Origin of the sequence: Paenibacillus sp. FSL K6-2862 (assembly GCF_038005125.1) — a bacterium.
GTDB classification, from domain to species: Bacteria; Bacillota; Bacilli; order Paenibacillales; family Paenibacillaceae; genus Paenibacillus; species Paenibacillus illinoisensis_A.
Genome location: NZ_JBBOSN010000001.1, coordinates 3,972,171 through 3,990,439, shown reverse-complemented (window position 1 = coordinate 3,990,439; position 18,269 = coordinate 3,972,171). Strand labels below are relative to the sequence as shown.

General features: G+C 46.7%; 12 protein-coding genes. All 12 read left to right on the top strand.

Annotated features, from left to right (window positions below; translation table 11 throughout):
- Positions 1–47: 47 nt before the first annotated feature.
- The 12 genes from MHB82_RS17845 (at position 48) to MHB82_RS17790 (ending at position 18,092) form a co-directional block, all read left to right on the top strand.
- Complete coding sequence (locus MHB82_RS17845) at positions 48–1,871, top strand: sensor histidine kinase (RefSeq protein ID WP_341175482.1); 1,824 nt, start codon at positions 48–50, stop codon at positions 1,869–1,871.
- Positions 1,861–3,402, top strand: a complete 1,542-nt coding sequence (locus tag MHB82_RS17840) for a response regulator (protein WP_341175481.1) — start codon at positions 1,861–1,863, stop codon at positions 3,400–3,402. Before MHB82_RS17845 ends, MHB82_RS17840 begins: the two co-directional genes overlap by 11 nt.
- Before the next feature lie 178 nt (positions 3,403–3,580).
- Complete coding sequence (locus tag MHB82_RS17835; RefSeq protein WP_095357502.1) at positions 3,581–5,257, top strand: extracellular solute-binding protein; 1,677 nt, start codon at positions 3,581–3,583, stop codon at positions 5,255–5,257.
- 128 nt (positions 5,258–5,385) lie between these two features.
- On the top strand, positions 5,386–6,351 hold the full coding sequence (locus MHB82_RS17830) for an ABC transporter permease (protein ID WP_095357593.1): 966 nt from the start codon (positions 5,386–5,388) through the stop codon (positions 6,349–6,351).
- A 112-nt stretch (positions 6,352–6,463) separates the two neighbouring features.
- Positions 6,464–7,303, top strand: coding sequence for a carbohydrate ABC transporter permease (locus MHB82_RS17825; protein ID WP_255247771.1), 840 nt, complete (start codon positions 6,464–6,466; stop codon positions 7,301–7,303).
- Positions 7,304–8,863, top strand: a complete 1,560-nt coding sequence (locus tag MHB82_RS17820) for a glycoside hydrolase family 43 protein (protein ID WP_341175480.1) — start codon at positions 7,304–7,306, stop codon at positions 8,861–8,863.
- Between the two features lie 56 nt (positions 8,864–8,919).
- Positions 8,920–9,954: an endo-1,4-beta-xylanase gene (locus tag MHB82_RS17815; RefSeq protein WP_426641396.1), complete on the top strand. Its 1,035-nt coding sequence runs from the start codon at positions 8,920–8,922 to the stop codon at positions 9,952–9,954.
- 70 nt (positions 9,955–10,024) lie between these two features.
- Positions 10,025–11,011, top strand: coding sequence for a glycoside hydrolase family 43 protein (locus MHB82_RS17810; protein ID WP_095357506.1), 987 nt, complete (start codon positions 10,025–10,027; stop codon positions 11,009–11,011).
- A gap of 289 nt (positions 11,012–11,300) precedes the next feature.
- Positions 11,301–12,836 (top strand): glycoside hydrolase family 43 protein, encoded by a 1,536-nt coding sequence (locus MHB82_RS17805; RefSeq protein ID WP_341175479.1) that lies wholly within the window; start codon positions 11,301–11,303, stop codon positions 12,834–12,836.
- A gap of 143 nt (positions 12,837–12,979) precedes the next feature.
- Positions 12,980–14,680 carry an extracellular solute-binding protein gene (locus MHB82_RS17800; RefSeq protein WP_341175478.1) on the top strand — a complete coding sequence of 567 codons (1,701 nt, stop codon included), beginning with the start codon at positions 12,980–12,982 and terminating at the stop codon, positions 14,678–14,680.
- A gap of 43 nt (positions 14,681–14,723) precedes the next feature.
- Positions 14,724–16,466, top strand: coding sequence for a sensor histidine kinase (locus MHB82_RS17795; RefSeq protein ID WP_341175477.1), 1,743 nt, complete (start codon positions 14,724–14,726; stop codon positions 16,464–16,466).
- A 3-nt stretch (positions 16,467–16,469) separates the two neighbouring features.
- The gene (locus MHB82_RS17790) at positions 16,470–18,092 is read left to right on the top strand and encodes a response regulator (RefSeq protein WP_110823088.1); all 1,623 of its coding nucleotides are present in this window, start codon (positions 16,470–16,472) and stop codon (positions 18,090–18,092) included.
- Positions 18,093–18,269: the final 177 nt, after the last annotated feature.

Sequence of the window (18,269 nt, the reverse complement as noted above, 5' to 3'; positions counted from 1 at the left end):
ATCCCCCTAGAGATGAGAAGTACGAATGAAGGATGGCGATAGCAAACATGTTCAGAACAATCCGTTTTCGCAGCATCGTGAACGATATACCCTTGAATTACAAATTTATATTGATATATGTCATTGGTATTTTACTTCCTATCCTTGTAAGCAATGTTTTGTTTATGGATCGTATGTCAGGGTTGATCAAGGAACGGGAAGAGCAGAATTTACAAATCTCATTGGAGCGTGCAAGAAAGGATATTCATACCATGATTGATGGTGGCGTCGCCGTTAGTCATGCCTTGATTACGGACAAGTTGTTGAGCGAATCCATGGATCGGGTGTATGACAGTCAACTGGATTTCTATAACACACTCGATGATCAGCTTCGTCATCGGGTGACTTCCTATATTCCTGTGAACAACCAAATTCAGCGAATAGGGGTTTACACCGAAAATCCGACCATTGTGCCTGGCGGGGATTATTATGTTCTGGACAACGACGTACGCTCCGGAACCTGGTTCGAGCAGTGGAAAGCCGCTGGGGAAACCCTGAGAGTGCTTGCATACCGTGATCAGGCAACGAATGATCGTGCTGCAACCTCTTCGTATTTAAGCGTGATCGAAAAAATGGATTACTACAACGCCGACAACTCTTATCAGAAGTTGGTACGCATCGATTTCTACGTAAGTCGCTTCTACGATGTGATTGCCAGAGAAAAGAGTTCTCTGGATCTGTATCTGGTGAATGCCCAGAATCAAATTATTGTATCTGCGGATGACAAGTATCAGGGCGAGATGGAGAGTAGTTATGCTTTGTTTGATATGAGCAAAGCGGCAGACAAAGACTTGCATATCGTTCCAATTGGTAGTGCTAGTTATGTGAAAGGCTGGAAGCTTATTGGTGTTCCTCAGGAAACGCGTGTCAAACAAGCGATGTTATCCATGCAGCTTTACTTTGGAATGCTGGCCGGGATTATTACGCTGATCACTTCCATTTTCATTTATGTCATGCTCCGTTCCTATAATTATCGTGTTAAGCGGCTGTCGAGACATATGCAGAAGGTGGGTAACGAGAAATTCGAACTAATTAACATGGATGGTGGGCATGACGAGATTGGGCATTTGATTAGCAATTTCAATATGATGACAGCACGAATCCATTCATTGATCAACAATGTGTACAAGCTTGAAATTCAGCAGCGAAGCCAGGAGGCTGAGCGCATTCGAGCTGAGCTTAATCTGCTGCAAAGCCAGATGAATCCTCACTTTTTATTCAATACGTTGAATGCGCTGCTTGTGGTTAGCACCAAGAATAACTATGTGGACGTGAAGGATATTATCAAGGATCTGTCCAAGCTGCTTCGCCGTCTGTTGAATTGGAAGGACGATGTGGTCACGCTGGAGGAGGAAATGAGCTTTACGGTCATGTACCTGGGTATTGAGAAATTCCGTTTCCGGGACAAGTTCGAGTACTATATTGACATTACTGAAGAGGCAAGGCGATATAAAATACCCAAAATGAGTATCCAACAGCTGGCGGAAAATGCTTGCAAACATGGCATTCAGGCCATTGAGGGGCTTGGCTATGTGAAGATTCAAGCTGAAATTGTGAACGAGCATCTGCGTGTTGTCGTATCTGACAATGGAAAGGGTATGGACAAGGAACGGCTTCAAGAGGTTCTGTATCACATGCGAAGCAAGGAAGAGAGCGGCGGATACAATATTGGAATACGAAATGTATATCGCCGTCTTGAATTGTACTACGACGATAAAGTCAATTTTAACCTGGTAAGCAGGATCGGGGAGGGAACTGAGGTATCCTTTGAAATCCCATTGCAATTGCTGGAACGTCAGGATGTAAAAGGAGGCGTGGACGATGGCATTTAAAGTGTTGTTAATTGACGATGAGCCTTTGGCGCTTGAGGGCCTGCAGTTATGGATACCATGGGAGAACCTTGGCTTTGAGGTGTGCGGGGTCTGCGGAAACGGTTCGGAGGGCCTGAAACAAATGGAGGAGCTGAAGCCCGATCTGGTCATGGTTGATATTCATATGCCGGTGATGAACGGCCTGGAGATGATTGCGGAGTGGAGACGCAGGGGCAACGAGTCTACCAAATTCATTATCCTGACAGGGTACAGTGACTTTGATTATGCACGAAAGGCACTCAAACATAGAGTTTCCCGATATTTGCTTAAACCGCTGGATGAGGAACAGGCCGAGCTAGAGATCCGTCAGATGGGACAGGAACTGGCTAAGGAGCGGGAACAACTATACGTGGGGCAGGTGGCACAGAGAGAGAAGGAAAATCTGGCGATAAAGGAGGCTCTAACAGGCAAAGAATTGTCCACAGAAGCTGCGGGTGTACTGCAGTCCTTGTCGCGCTCCTCTCATGTTTGGAATGTATGCCTCGTTCAGATCGCGGCAGAGGATTATTGCAGGTGGAGCACGGTTGCTGCGGAATTTTTGGACAGGTCAAAAGCCATGTATGTGATTCGCTTGCGAAATGATCTGGTTTCCATCGTGTTTGGGAGTGCTGAATCAGCCTCCCAAGGCACGAGCAGTACAGCCAGACAGCGATTGGAGGAACTGGCACGCCGTCTGGCGGACTTTCATGCTTTTATAGCCATTGGTGAAGCGGCGTCTTCACTTCTTTTCATTAATCAGTCCAGGGTCACAGCAGAAAAAGCGCTCCTGCATACCTTTTATGAAACGAATAGGAACGGCGTGATGGACTATGAGAGCCTTAAGGATCTTACGTTCCAAAGACACGATGATCAGGTTGAACTCACGGCGAGAATTCTGGGGGCATTTCAACTCATCGACCACGATGCCTACAAGTCAGCAGTGGATTATATTGAGCAATCTTTTCGCCAGTTACGAGTTCACCCGGAGGAGGCCCGCAAATACGTGATCTACCTACTTCATGAAATTCGAGCATATATGAGAGCCGAACTGGCACAGGATTCCGGTGCTCCAAATCGTCTGTTCGATATTCCCAATCTGGATGAACGCCTGCTGACATGGAATGATCTGATCGACATGCTCCAATCGTGCGGGCGAGTCTGTTTTGAACTTTTGCTTAAGGAGAATGCTTCCGAAGCGCAGGGTATTGTACAGGATATCAATGATTACATTCATGAGCACTACCGGGAAGGGTTGAGCATTAAAATGCTTGCCGAGCGTTTCTTTTTGCATCCAGCCTACCTAGGACAGCTGCTTATACGAAAAAATGGCATTGGTTTCAATGAACTGTTACATAATTTGAGGATTGAGGAAGCTTGCCGTTTACTCCAAATGAATCAATACAAAAATAGCGAGGTCTCGGAAAAAGTTGGATATTCCACCTATCATCATTTTTTGAAGCAGTTTGAGAAAAGGCTGAACATGTCTCCGAATGAATATAAGAAACAAGTCTAACAAAATCCTTTTATAAAATCGCGTACGGTTGAATCTATAGATTATAGAATGAAGACCTGAGTTTTTCTCGGAAAGAGCTATAATTCGGGTGTATTTTCCATTTACCATTAAATTTATAATGAAATTATTCAAATGAAAGGGCTTTCATGAAGGCGTAATCAAACTTTGGAGGTGCTTTATGGGGGAAAGTAAAAAGAAGTTTTTCCGTATGGGGGCAACCATGTTGTTGTCACTGAGCGTTGTACTGGCTGGTTGTTCCGGCGGTACAAGTGACCCAGGCAGCGGAGAAGAGGGAAGCGGTACAGAGGTAGGGCCTGACAATCCGATAGAAATCTCGGTATTCCTTAACGAGGCCGGACAGCAGCCAACCGCTGACAACAAGATTTACAAGAAAATGAAGGATGAGCTTGGCGTATCATTCAAGTTCGAATTTCTGGCCGGTGACAAAAACCAAAAGCTTGGCGTTATGATTGCTGGTGGGGATTATCCAGACCTGATCTCAGCTGATACCAAACTGACAGCTGCAGGTTCAGTCATTCCGCTTGAAGATCTGATTGAAGAACACGCCCCGAATTTGAAAAAACATTACGAGAAGTACTGGAATCAAATGAAGGACCCGAATGATGGACATATCTACTACCTGCCAAACTATGGTGCATATAACGGCGAAGTAGCTGACACCTATTACAGCGGTCCCGCGTTCTGGATTCAGAAAGCTGTGCTGAAAGAGTTCGGTTACCCGACTCCAAAAACACTGGATGAATACTTCGACCTGATCGCGAAATACAAAGAGAAATATCCGACTATTGACGGCAAGCCGACCATCGGTTTTGAAGTCCTGAACTATGACTGGAAAAACTGGGGCTTGTTGAACCCGCCTCAGCATTTGATCGGTCATCCGAATGATGGCGGAGTGGTCGTCAACGATGGCAAGGCGGAGATCTTCGCCGATAAGGATTATGCCAAACAGTACTATCAGAAGCTAAATGAAATCAATGCCCAAGGCTTGCTTGATAAGGAAGCGTTTGCACAGAACTACGACCAATATATGGCCAAATTGTCCAGTGGTTCGGTACTCGGCATGTTCGATCAACATTGGAATTTCCAAAGCGCGGAAGATTCTCTCATAACGCAAGACAAAATTGAACGCACTTATGTAGGTTTCCCGCTTGTGTATGACAGCAGCACCAAAGACTATTATCGTGACCGCGCAGCACTGAATCTCAACAATGGTTTCGGTATTACCGTGAGTGCCAAAGACCCTGTAAAAATCCTCAAAGTGCTCGATAAACTGATGGAGGAAGAATGGCAGAAAACACTCACTTGGGGCATTGTGGATGAAGACTATTATGTCAATGAAGAAGGCCGCTTCATGAAAACACAAGAACAACGCGACAATGCATCGGATGCTGCTTGGAAGCTTGCCAACAAAGCTGACGCATTTTATGGAACTGCGCCGAAAACGGAAGGGTACTTTAGCGATGGCAACGCAACTTCGGCAAGTAATCAGCCAGAAGAATACCAGGCAAGTTTGAAACCGTTTGATAAGGAAGTTTTGGATGCATATGGTTTCAACAGTTATGTCGATTTCTTCAGTGCTCCACCAGAGAATCCGGTGACTTACCCTGCTTGGTCTGTCGATGTGGTAGAGGGATCTCCAGCCAAGATTGCCAATACGAAGTTGAACGAATTGTCGACCAAATATTTGCCAAAAGCCATCTTGGCCGGTACATCAGAGTTTGACAATGTTTGGAGCGAATACGTTTCCGAGATTCAAAAGCTTGACATCAAGGCATATGAAGATCGTATCAATGAAGTGTTGAAGTGGAGAATTGATAACTGGTCTGTGAAATAAAAACAACTTATGTCAGGAAGGAAGATAACCTTCCTTCCTGATTCTTTTGAAACATGGTTATTGCAGATGTGTTCTGGTTGTTTCGACGTTTTCCTTTGATTATAAAGATGGATAGGGAGCTTGATATTATGGAGGAAATTGTAGTGGGTACCAAGCCGCTCCGCCCGAAGAAAAAACCGAAAATCAGGCGGATTACTTGGCAGAATATTAAAGCACAGAGACAACTCATTTGGATGTCTGTTCCTCTGCTTGCGTACATTATTGTCTTTGCGTATGTGCCTGTATGGGGTTGGACGATGGCCTTTCAGGATTATAAACCGGCCCGGAGTTTCTCACAGCAGACGTGGGTAGGATTTAAGCATTTCCAGTTTTTGTTTACCGATGACAATTTTTTGCGAGTGCTTCGCAATACGCTAGCCATGAGTATCATCAACATGATTCTGGGTTTTGTAACCGCTATTGTTTTGGCATTGCTGCTTAATGAGATCAAGAAGGTCCTGTGGAAGCGGACAGTGCAGACGATCTCGTATCTGCCTCACTTCTTATCATGGATTATTGTTACCGGAATCGTAGCGACATCACTCGCTTCTGACGGTATTATCAACGATATCCTGATGAAATTGCATTTAATTAATGAGCCTATTCTATGGCTGACGGAAGGCAAGTATTTCTGGGGCGTTGTTGCAAGCTCCCACATTTGGAAAGAAGTCGGATGGAGTACCATCATTTATTTGGCGGCCATGGCCTCGATCGACCCGGCACAGTACGAAGCTGCCGACATTGATGGAGCTAACCGTTATCAAAAAATGTGGAATGTTACCTTGCCGGGAATCAAGCCTACCATTGTCATCCTGTTGATTATGTCGATCGGGCATATTCTAGAGGCCGGTTTCGAGGTTCAATATTTGCTGGGTAACGGATTGGTTGTTGACTGGGCAGAAACGATTGATATCTTTGTGCTCAAATACGGGATTGCACAGGGTAACTATTCGCTTGCGACTGCAGGCGGTATATTCAAGACCGTGGTCAGCATTACGATGTTGCTTGTAGCGAATTGGACAGCCAAGCGGCTTGGGGAAGAGAGGCTCTTATAAGATGAAAAAAACACCATTGTCCGGTTTAGGAAATACATCGGCGCTTTCTGCACGCCGTCCTGGTGCCAGAGGCCTTGAACCGTTTCTGTTCGGCACCTTTAACACGATTTTCATGATCGTGCTCGTAATTGTGACGCTGTATCCATTTTTAAACACCATTGTAGTTTCGTTTAATGCAGGGAATGACACCATTCGGGGAGGCTTATATTTATGGCCTCGTGATTTCACCTTGCAGAATTACAAAGCAGTTTTTGCTTCGGGCACGATCTATAATGCGTTTTTGGTTTCAGTTGCGCGGACCGTACTTTCTACGCTGCTTAATATTTTCTTGACCACCATGCTGGCCTATACGCTGAGCCGGCGCGATTATATTTTCCGTAGGCTGATTACAACTATTTTTGTACTGACCATGTATTTCAATGCCGGGCTGATTCCGGGATACTTCCTGATGAAGGATCTGCATTTGATTAATTCCTTCTGGGTGTATGTCCTGCCATCACTGGTAAGTGCGTTTAACCTGATCGTCATTCGTACTTATATTTACACCATACCCGAAAGCTTGATTGAATCTGCGAAAATAGACGGTGCAGGAGATTTCCGGATTTTCTGGAAAATTATTTTTCCGCTATGTAAACCTGTGCTGGCGACCATTGCGCTCTTTGTTGCCGTCGGGGCATGGAACTCCTGGTTTGATGCTTTTCTGTACACGTCGTCTCGTCAAGAGCTCAGCACACTGCAATACGAATTGATGAAATTGTTGTCTTCCAGTATGAACGCCAACAGCAATCCTTCCGTAGCCAATGGTATAGGGGCGGAGCATTCGACTCAGGTAACCCCAATTTCCATTCGTGCGGCCGTGACCATTGTGGCTTCCGTTCCGATTTTGCTTGTATACCCGTTCATGCAAAAATACTTTGTCGTAGGACTTAATGTAGGGAGTGTGAAGGAATAAATGTCACAGCTTCAAGTACAACAAATTCGCTATGCGAACCCGATTCTTCCTGGTTTTTATCCGGATCCGAGCATTGTGAAGGCAGAGGATTACTTTTACCTTGTTTGCAGTTCGTTTGAGTATTTTCCGGGAGTTCCGATTTTCCGGAGCCCGGATCTGATTCACTGGGAGCAGATCGGCAACGTATTGGATCGGGTGAGCCAGCTTGATTTGACTGGTCAGAAGAGCTCGGACGGGATTTACGCACCTGCGCTTCGATACCACGAAGGTACGTTTTATATGATCACGACAGATGTTAGAGGTATCGGGAACTTCTATGTTACGGCAACCAACCCTGCCGGACCATGGTCTGATCCGATTCGCATTCCGTATGGGGGAATCGACCCCTCACTGTTTTTTGACGATGACGGAAAAGTGTATGTTACGGCGCAGCGAGGAGCGGACTACGATTCTCATGCCATTCAATATGAGATCGACATCATGACAGGAGAGGCGTTATCCGAACCGCAGGTAGTATGGCACGGAGACGGTGGACCGTGGACCGAGGGGCCGCACTTGTACAAAATCAACGGGATGTACTATATGATGTCTGCTTCTGGAGGGACGGCTAAGGAGCATCGCGAAATCATCGGTCGCAGCGAACATCCGTATGGTCCGTTCGAAAGGTATCCAGAGCCGATTCTGACTCACCGCCATTTGGACCACCCAATCCAGTATTTGGGCCATGCCGATCTGGTGGAGGATCATCACGGGGAATGGTGGGCTGTATTCCTTGGCGTCCGCTTGACAGAAGACGGATATAGCGTGCTTGGACGCGAAACATTCCTTGCGCCGGTTGTCTGGAATGAGGGCTGGCCGCACATTGACAACAATGAAGGCACGGTAAGCCTGGACATGACGATTCAGCGTATGCCGATGTCAGTTCCTTCTCAAGCGGATGGTAATGCAGCAATTGTTGCAGGCCGGGATGACTTCAATGAAGAATTGGGTCCGCAGTGGATGTTTGTGCGCAATCCGTCAGAAGGAGCATGCTCCATAACGGATAATCCGGGTTCTTTGACACTTTACGGGCAGGAGGCAAATCTCAGCGACGTTGGCCAGATTACGTTTATTGGCCGTAGACAGCAGCATCTTCAGGCCTGCTACACAACGAGCATGACATTTGTGCCGACTGCTGATGGAGAAGAAGCGGGCATGTGCATTCGCCGGGATGAGGATGCGCATTATGAGCTTGGTGTTAAAAGGTCGGAAGGACGCAACCTCATTTTTGTCCGTCTGACGGTACGTGGAGAGTCGAAAATCGTGTACGAGAATGAGACTGAAGCTGAGCAGCTGTTTCTTCGGATTGAATCAACGGAGACGGAGTATAAACTGAGCTGCTCCTTGGATGAACAGGACTGGGTAAGTCTTGGCACGGGTTCAGCACGGGCCATCTCTCCGGAGGACTTTGTGCATAAAATGTGCTTTACCGGAGCGGTAGTCGGGTTATATGCCACGGGCAACGGCCAGGCAAGTCATACACCTGCACGCTTCGATTGGTTCGATTATGAAACTAGCTAACTGATCTAACGAGACGAACTAATATTACTTATTCGGTAATCAGGAGGAGGGGAATTATGGAATCCAGGCGTGAAGAGGAATCATTGAAGGCTTTATATAAGGATGCTTTTCATATCGGTGCAGCGGTTAATCCCCTGACGATCGACAGCCAGCGCTCGCTGCTGGCCTACCACTTCAACAGCTTGACCGCAGAAAATGAAATGAAATTTTCAAGCCTACACCCGGAGGAGAATCTGTACACGTTCGAGAACGCAGACGTCATAGCTGCATTTGCCAGAGAGCAAGGCATGGCACTGCGAGGACATACGCTGGTCTGGCATAATCAGACTCCCGATTGGTTGTTCGAAAACGAAATGGGCGAAAAGGCGGAGCGGGATCTACTGCTTGAACGGCTTCGCTCGCATATTCAGACTGTCATCGGCAGATATAAGGATGTGATCTACTGCTGGGATGTTGTGAATGAGGTCATCTCTGATGAGAATGATGAAAGTGCATTTCTGCGGCCTTCCAAATGGTTGGATATTGTCGGGGAGGACTTTATTGGGAAAGCATTCGAGTTTGCTCATGAAGCAGATCCACAGGCTCTATTGTTTTATAACGACTACAACGAGTCCAACCCGCATAAGCGGGAGCGCATCTACCGACTTGTCCGTTCACTGCTGGACCAAGGCGTACCGATTCATGGGGTAGGTTTGCAGGCACACTGGAATTTATACGACCCTACGCTGGACGACATGCGTGCTGCCATTGAGCGTTATGCCCAGCTTGGCCTTCAGCTTCAGCTCACTGAACTTGACGTATCGGTATTTCGCTTTGACGACCGACGTACGGACCTGACTCGTCCTGAGAAGGGGATGCTGGAACTGCAAGCCGAGCGTTATGAATCCATTTTCCGTCTCCTTTACGAATATCGTGAACACATCAGTGCCGTCACATTCTGGGGAGCAGCCGATGATTATACCTGGCTTGATCATTTCCCGGTCAGAGGCAGGAAAAATTGGCCATTCTTGTTCGATGAGTCGCATGCTCCCAAACCGGCTTATGAGCGCGTCGCTCAAATTCCGAAGCGTGCTGCAATGGAGAAAAAGTGATACTTATATCGTTAAAGCGTCCGAAAATAAATTTGAAATTGAATCATCTCTTTTGAAAGGGAGTATTTGAATGTCTGAAGTGCCTAAACCGCATCAACCGCTAGTCACCCACATCTATACTGCAGATCCATCAGCACATGTTTTTGAAGATCGGATCTATATCTATCCATCTCATGATCTGGATCATGACGGTCCGGTGAATGACAACGGAGACCAATACAAAATGGAGGATTATCATGTATTGTCCATGGCCGATCTGAATTCACCGGTCGTGGATCACGGTGAAGTGCTGCACGTTAAGGATGTCCCGTGGGCATCCAGTCAGATGTGGGCGCCAGATGCTGCGTACAAAAACGGAAAATATTATCTGTTTTTCCCCGCACGCGATCATGATGGCATCTTCCGGATCGGTGTAGCAACAAGCTCTTCTCCCCAAGGTCCATTCCAACCGGAGGAGCAGTACATCCCAGGCAGCTTCAGCATTGACCCTGCCGTATTCATTGATGAGGACAACGAAGCCTACATGCTCTTTGGCGGCCTGTGGGGCGGTCAGTTGGAGAAGTGGCAGACGGGAAGCTACGTGGAAGATGCCGAAGGTCCTGCTCCGGATGCGCCTGCGCTTGGTCCACGAATTGCCAAGCTCAGCGAGGATATGCTCTCTATGTCTACGGAAGCATTGGAAATTGTAATCGTGGATCAGGAAGGCAAGCCGCTTACCGCCAGCAACGAAGAATGCAGATATTTCGAAGGACCATGGATGCACAAGTATAATGGCAAGTATTACTTGTCTTACTCCACGGGAACAACGCACAAGCTGGTATATGCTACAGGTGACAATCCTATGGGACCATTCACATTCCAGGGCACCATATTACCGCCTGTTTTGGGATGGACAACACATCATTCCATTGTTCAATTTAAGGATAAATGGTATTTATTTTATCATGACTGTTCTCTGTCCGGTGGAGTCGATTACAAGCGCTGTGTCAAATTTGCCGAACTGACGTATAACTCCGATGGAACCATTCGCATGATTGATCCATACCCGGAAAAATAACAAGTTTAAGGGGGGCCTCACGGGCCTCCCTAGTTATATAATCATACCTTGAAGCCGCCCTTAAAAATTTCTTTTTTGGGCATATATATGGTTTTAAAGAAAAGGTCACATTAGCTTATCTATTTTTGAAAGCGCTTAATTTGTGGCATCAACCTACATTATAACGGAGAAAGATGTTATTTTTTTCTGTCGCTTCAGGATTAAAACATGTAAAATGATTTTGACTGAGGAGTCAGTGTTTGAATTGCTATTTTTAAAATATTCATAAATAAGCGGGGTGTATTAAGGCATGGTTCATCACAATCCGATCCTATGGGCTGATTATCCGGATCTCGATGTTATCCGCGTAGAAGATACGTACTACATGGTGAGTACGACGATGCATATGATGCCAGGATGTGTCATCCTGCGTTCATATGATCTGATGCAGTGGGAAGTGGCAACTCATGTGTATGATAGACTGGATGACACGCCCGCCCAAAGACTGGAAGGCGGCAAGCAGATTTATAGTAAAGGAATGTGGGCAGCTTCACTTCGGTATCATCAAGGGACTTTTTATGTAATTTTTGTAGCCAATGATACGCGAAAAACGTATTTGTACACCTCTTCTTCTATATTGGGGCCATGGAACAAACGCATTGTTGAGGGCTTTTATCATGATTGCTCACTTTTCTTTGACGATGACGACCGGGTATATCTGGTACATGGCAATACCGAAATTCATCTGATCGAGTTAAAGGGTGATCTGTCAGGACCTAAACCGGGGGGATTGCAGCGTTTAATCGTAAAAGAGCGAGAGCCTTTCCATCTGGGTTACGAAGGAGCCCATTTCTATAAAATCAATGGGAAGTATTATGTGTTCCTGATTCACATTTCGAAAGAGGCGGGACGAAGAACGCAAGCTTACTTCATGGCGGATACGATAGACGGTGAATTTGTCGGTGGGGAAGTTTTTAACGATGATATGGGTTATTTCAATTCAGGTGTTGCGCAAGGTGGGATTGTTGATACACCGGATGGAGAATGGTATGCCATGCTGTTTCAGGATCATGGTGCGGTGGGTCGTATTCCAGTACTTGTTCCTGTGCATTTTGAAGGCAGTATACCCGTTTTTGCAAGCAAGGCACCAAAAGAAATTGATATTCCCAGTACAAGGCCGGATTATCAATACAGCCCTCTGGTAGGCAGCGACGATTTCAGTTATCACGTTGGAGAAGACGGTAGAGTACGCCTGCGTGATTTTTGGCAGTGGAATCATACGCCCCATGATGCGCTTTGGACTGTAACCGAGAAGCCTGGTACATATCGTATTCGGAGCGGTCAGCTCAGTCCGAACTTAACGTTTGCCGTGAATACATTAACCCAGCGCGCGATGGGACCTGAATGTACGGTTAACGTGACACTGGATGGCAGCGGATTAAACGATGGTGATTATGCAGGAATATGTTTTTTAATAGGAACCTACGGTTTGATTGCTTTAACAAGGGATGAGGGACAGTTTTACCTAGTCATGCAAGCAAGGGAAAGTGAGGATTCCAGCATATTCGGGAATTTGATTGATCAGGAGCCGGCGACGGAACATGCACGAATTCCCGTAGCCGGGCCGGTCGTTACGCTCCAGGCGTCAGGCAATTTTGTGAATAATCAGGATGAGTGTTCATTTGCCTATCTTGATGATACGGAGTGGAAGCCTATTGGCATCCCCCACAAGATGTTCTATAAATTGGACCATTTTATGGGCTGCCGGATTGGCTTATTCCTCTACTCAACGAAGGTTATTGGAGGCATGGCGGATTTCTCCAATTTCGAATACCGGGTCGTCTAGGCAACAAATACACAATGGTATATAAAGTCGCCTGGTGGCGGCTTTTTGTACGCCTACAGATCATTGGATATAGAATGTTGAATTCCGGATGATCCGTCAAATAAATGGCATGATTCATTCCAATAGAAATGGGGCAAGTTGTCGTGTCTAATCGATGGAAGTACAGGATAAGATGGACCTTAATTCTGCTCCTTACGGTGCTCATGCCTGTAAGCCTTATGCAAGGAATGTCGGAGCAGACGCAACCGTTACCCGCGGGGCAGCAGGGAGAGCCTTATGAGGAGGAAGGGAAATATGTTCCGTCCATACAAGTCACTTTTGTCAGGGAAACAGGGGAGGAACTGGAGCGAATGGTTGAGGATTTACCGGGTGAAAGTCTGATAGATAATCGCTGGACACGCTTGTATGAAGAAGAATTGGGTATTCAGATTCGTTATGACTGGATCGCAACGGGTGACGTTTATAATCAGAAGCTGGGGGTAGCGCTTGCTTCAGGCCGTTTCCCTGACGTTGTCAAAGTAAACCCATACCAACTCAGGCAGTTAAGCAATGCCGGATTGATTGAAGACCTGACCGAAGTGTACCAGACGCAAGCCACTCCTCTTACCAAAAAAATATTGGAGGCTGAGGGTAGAGGTGCATTCGACGCTGCTACCATAAACGGTAGACTGATGGCTATCCCTGAATCGTCATCTTCCATTGAAACGGCGCAGTATCTGTGGGTCAGAAGGGATTGGCTGGAAAAATTGAATCTACAGCCCCCCAAAACGATGGAGGATGTCCTGAACATATCGGAAGCGTTCACCGAAGGAGACCCCGATGGTAACGGGAAAAACGACACCTATGGAATGGCGATGACGAGTTATTTGTGGGATCCCGTCATGGGCGTATCCGGATTCATGGCGGGTTACGAGGCTTATCCGAATATCTGGATCAAGGACAAGAAGGGGAATCTCGTCTACGGTGGCATACAACCAGAGGTCAAAAAAGCGCTTGAGATGCTGCGAAACTTATACCTTGATGGCCAAGTTGATCCCGAGTTTGCCTACAAAAACGGAAGCAAGGAGTCTCGACTGGTTCAGGACGGTAAAATAGGCATGCTGTATGGTGAACAGTGGACCCCATTCATGCTTCAGACTACGCGCGATACGGACCCCGACGCAGAGTGGCAAGCATACCCTCTTGTGGCCGAGTCTGGAAAAGACATACGGGTCCCGCTTCGTTCCAATACAGGACAATATTTTGCCGTAAAAAAAGGATTTGCGCATCCTGAGGTCATCGTTAAGCTTATGAATCTGCATCTGGACAAAAACTGGGGTGAACAAGCTGAGTATGAAAAGTACTACAATGATGACTCACTTGCCGTATGGAAGCTTTCGCCAGTAACTCCGTTTCCAGGAACAAAAAACATAGATGCCTACAGAGATATTCGTGACGCTACAGAAAAAGGAGATTACTCCAGTCTGGAGAATGAAGCACTTGCGATCCACAAACGAATAGTTGCTTATGACTCGGAAGGCATAAAGAGTGGATGGGGATGGAAACAGACCTATGGCCCTTCGGGTGCTTTTAGCATTGCCGATGCCTATGACTTGAACGGGCAGCTGATATACGACGAATATACCGGGGGCATAACCGAAAGCATGGTTGACCGGCAAATTATTCTTCGAGATCTCCAGCTTGAAGCCTACATGAATATTATCCTCGGTTCGCCCCCCGAAGAGTTTGATCGGTTCGTCGACGATTGGTACAAGCTCGGTGGGGAAGAAATTACATCGGAGGTGAATGCGTGGTTCAGAATCAATGGTGGAGGGGATCACAGCTCGTTGGCATCTTCGAATTAATTCACAAACCTTCTCGCGGTTTGGCTCACAGGAGGTGAAAGGGTTGTTTAGGATTCCTGCCCAGTCGTGGCTCAATAGCATATTTGCAAGACTAATCATGACCTACCTGGCTTTTGTCATTCCGCTGATTCTTCTCGGCGTATATCTATATCACTGGAGTTACGACACTGCAAGCCAGGAAATATCCTTGTCAACAGATCGGCGTTTGAACCAATTTGCCATGGAGCTGAACAGGGAGATCGAATGGATGGAACTGCAGCAGTTCGACATCGCGGAAGACCGCAAACTGAACCGGCTTGCCATTCTATGGAACATGATGGATCAAGTGGAACGACGTGAAACGTTGAATTATTTATCGGAACGATTGGCTGCTTTCAAAAACAGCAGTGCTTACATCAGGAACGTTTACGTACATATCCCTTCAGTCAACAAGAGCGTTTCGGCGGTGCAGGGCATTGATGACTTTGATCAGGAATCCTTTAGCTACTTTAGCTCAACCCGAGAAGAAAAAGGAATTCGCTTTACTGTGAAAGGTGACAACCTGAATCTTAGCGCTGTGAGACTAACAGGCCAAAGAGTTGAGGATCCGCTGTTTGTTGTCCAAGTGGAACTGGATAACGCTGAAGTTCAGAATGAATTGTCACAGCTCAATCTTTATCCCGAGAGCGCAACATTGCTGATTGAGGACCAAACGGGGCTTGCCATCTCGGACCAGCGGCGTGATGCCATTCTGTCCAGTCACCGCAAGTCCAGCCTTACGAATCCGCAAAGCAATTTTCAGGTGAGTGTGGACGATACCTTGTATCATGTGAACCAGCTTCATATAAGTACGCTGGGATTGTCCGTAGCCACCTATTTGCCGGAGGAAATCGTAACCAAACCTCTCAGCAGATTTGTTCAATGGGCCTGGATTTTTGCCATCACTTCATTCATCGCCATTGCGGCGTATCTGTATTCCAGCTACAAGCTGATCCACATGCCGCTGCTGCTACTTGTCAAAAGGTTTAAGAAAATGGAGGGAGGCGTGCTGGACATTCCAATCAACCATCATCGAAAAGACGAATTCGGTTTTTTGTACAGCCGTTTCAATCTTATGATCGAAAATCTTCGGCAGTTGATTGACCGTGATTTCAAAATGACCATGATGATGCAGCGGGCCGAATTAAGACAGCTTCAATCCCAGATTAATCCACATTTTCTGTACAACAGCTTCTTTATTTTGAATTCCCTCGCCAGAACAGGAGATACGGATCGCATTGAACAATTTACGAACATGCTTGGCGAGTATTTCCGCTTCATTACCCGAAACGGGACAGATCATGTTCCTTTGAAGGAGGAGGTGGAGCATTCGCGAATCTATACGGAAATTCAGCAGCTGCGATTCTCCAGACGTATTAAGGTGGACTTCGGACAGGTACCCCTGGAGATGGAACAGATTCAGGTGCCCAGGCTGATTATTCAGCCGATTATTGAGAATGCTTACGAGCACAGTCTTGAAAAAAATACAGACACGGGTCTCTTGCGCGTACATTTCTATAAGGAGGAGTCCTATATCGAATTTGTCGTGGAAGACAACGGTAACGAGCTGCGCATGGAAGATATTGAGCTCCTCCAAGAACGGCTGCTGAATGAAACAAGTACAGATGAAATGACCGGATTAATGAATATACACCGGCGCCTTAGACTGACCTATGGGGAAAAAAGTGGTCTTTTTCTCTCCAAGAGTGAGCTGCAGGGGCTCAGAGTCGCTGTTCGGATTCAGGCGGAAGGAAGGGGAGACGAATAACGAATGTATAGACTTTTAATCGTGGACGATGAGGAGATTATAACGGATAGTCTGTATGAGACGTTTGCCAGATATATGCCAGACAGCCTTGACGTGTGCAAAGCCTATTCAGCTGCGGAGGCGTTATCTTGGATGCGGCGCTCCAGGATAGACATTGTTCTGACAGATATCCGCATGCCGGGAACAAGCGGCCTGGAGCTGACTGAGGAGATTCAGGCCCGATGGCCGCAATGCCGCGTTATTTTCTTGACAGGACACAGTGATTTTGATTATGCCTACAAGGCTTTTCAAATGGGCAACGTAAGGTATTTACTCAAAACGGAGGGCTATGACAAAGTGATGACCGTCGTCGAACAGGTGATCGAAGAGATTCGGCAAAGTCATACCATGAATGAAGTGCTGGAACAGTCTGATGAGATTACTTCCAGATTAGCCGCGCTGCAGCAGGAGGAATATGTGCGTAAGCTTCTTCAGCAGTGTAAGCCGGCCGGTTCAGCAGATGAGATCCAAGCTGAGCTGACCCGAAGAAACATTGAATTGCAAGCCGATTCCCCGGTGTTCCTGGTGCTTGGACGATTCAACACGATGCCTGTAAACCCGGCTGATCTCGAGCATGTTCAGGCATCCATTCGAGTGATCGGCTCTTCGCTTATACGTGAACATGCGATGTCTGCCAGTGTAACCGATCATTATGGCGATGCGGTCTGGCTGATTCAACCGAATAAAGAGAATGTCAGCGGGGACGATCATTTTGTCACCTATGTCGAAGGTACATTGGAACTTGTTCAAGAAGCTTGCCAGTCCTCTTTAGGTGTATCCATAGCATTCGCATTAAGTGGACAGGGCTGTCCATGGTCCCAAATTCCAAGACAATACGAACGTTTGCGTCTCCTGCAATGGATGAAGATCGGGGATGGGGTATCCATGGTGTTAACAGATAGAACCGAAGAACCTGCAGTGGGGGCTTCCAAGGATTACATCCGCATTTCAAGCCGGATCGAATTAATGATCGGTTATTTGGAAACCGGCAGGTTCCAGGCTTTTTATGACGTCTTTGAAGAGCTGATCAACGAATTGCTGCAGCAGGACATGATCATGGAGCGAGCGATGGAGACGTACTATCACTTGGCACTGATGCTGTACACCACATTCAATCGTTGGGGGCTTCCGCATGAGATCCCTGATCAGCGACGCCTTCTTCATCTCGGAGATTATCGAAGTATAAGAGAGGCCGTACACAACCTGTACCAAGCTGCTGATCAGTTGGTTCAATTCAAACAGGCCAATGAAGCGGAACGGGCTAATTTGGTGACCCAAACGATATGCACGTACATCAAAAACAATCTGGAGAAGGACTTATCCTTGGTCCGACTGGCTGAAATGAATCATTTCAACCCATCCTACCTCTCACGGTTCTTCAAGCAGGAAACCGGGATCAACTTGTCCGAATTTATTGACGATTGCCGCATTCGAAGAGCCAAGGAGCTGCTGGCCCATACGGATCTTATGGTGCGGGAGATCGCGCTGCAAGTCGGTTATGAAGCAGCTCATTCGTTTACGCGTCTGTTCAAGAAGCTGACAGGTATGACGCCGCAGGAATATCGCGAATCCTTGCTGGTTCGATAGGGGAAATGTAAGAAACAGAAATGATTGGCTGAGACATGTTTCAAGAGTCAAGTATGCTTCCTTACATTGACGATAGGTCAACTGTCTTCATCAGATGTCATAAGGATCTGGATATGATAAAAACGCAGGAGCAGTTGCTCCTGCGTTTTTTGGTTTTGTCTGGAAGCGTTCCAATAG

Coding starts and splice junctions, on each gene's coding strand:
- MHB82_RS17840 (WP_341175481.1), top strand. CDS start 1,861: ATGGCATTTAAAGTGTTGTTAATTGACGATGAGCCTTTGGCGCTTGAG.
- MHB82_RS17815 (WP_426641396.1), top strand. CDS start 8,920: ATGGAATCCAGGCGTGAAGAGGAATCATTGAAGGCTTTATATAAGGAT.
- MHB82_RS17825 (WP_255247771.1), top strand. CDS start 6,464: ATGATCGTGCTCGTAATTGTGACGCTGTATCCATTTTTAAACACCATT.
- MHB82_RS17845 (WP_341175482.1), top strand. CDS start 48: ATGTTCAGAACAATCCGTTTTCGCAGCATCGTGAACGATATACCCTTG.
- MHB82_RS17810 (WP_095357506.1), top strand. CDS start 10,025: ATGTCTGAAGTGCCTAAACCGCATCAACCGCTAGTCACCCACATCTAT.
- MHB82_RS17835 (WP_095357502.1), top strand. CDS start 3,581: ATGGGGGAAAGTAAAAAGAAGTTTTTCCGTATGGGGGCAACCATGTTG.
- MHB82_RS17820 (WP_341175480.1), top strand. CDS start 7,304: ATGTCACAGCTTCAAGTACAACAAATTCGCTATGCGAACCCGATTCTT.
- MHB82_RS17805 (WP_341175479.1), top strand. CDS start 11,301: ATGGTTCATCACAATCCGATCCTATGGGCTGATTATCCGGATCTCGAT.
- MHB82_RS17830 (WP_095357593.1), top strand. CDS start 5,386: ATGGAGGAAATTGTAGTGGGTACCAAGCCGCTCCGCCCGAAGAAAAAA.
- MHB82_RS17790 (WP_110823088.1), top strand. CDS start 16,470: ATGTATAGACTTTTAATCGTGGACGATGAGGAGATTATAACGGATAGT.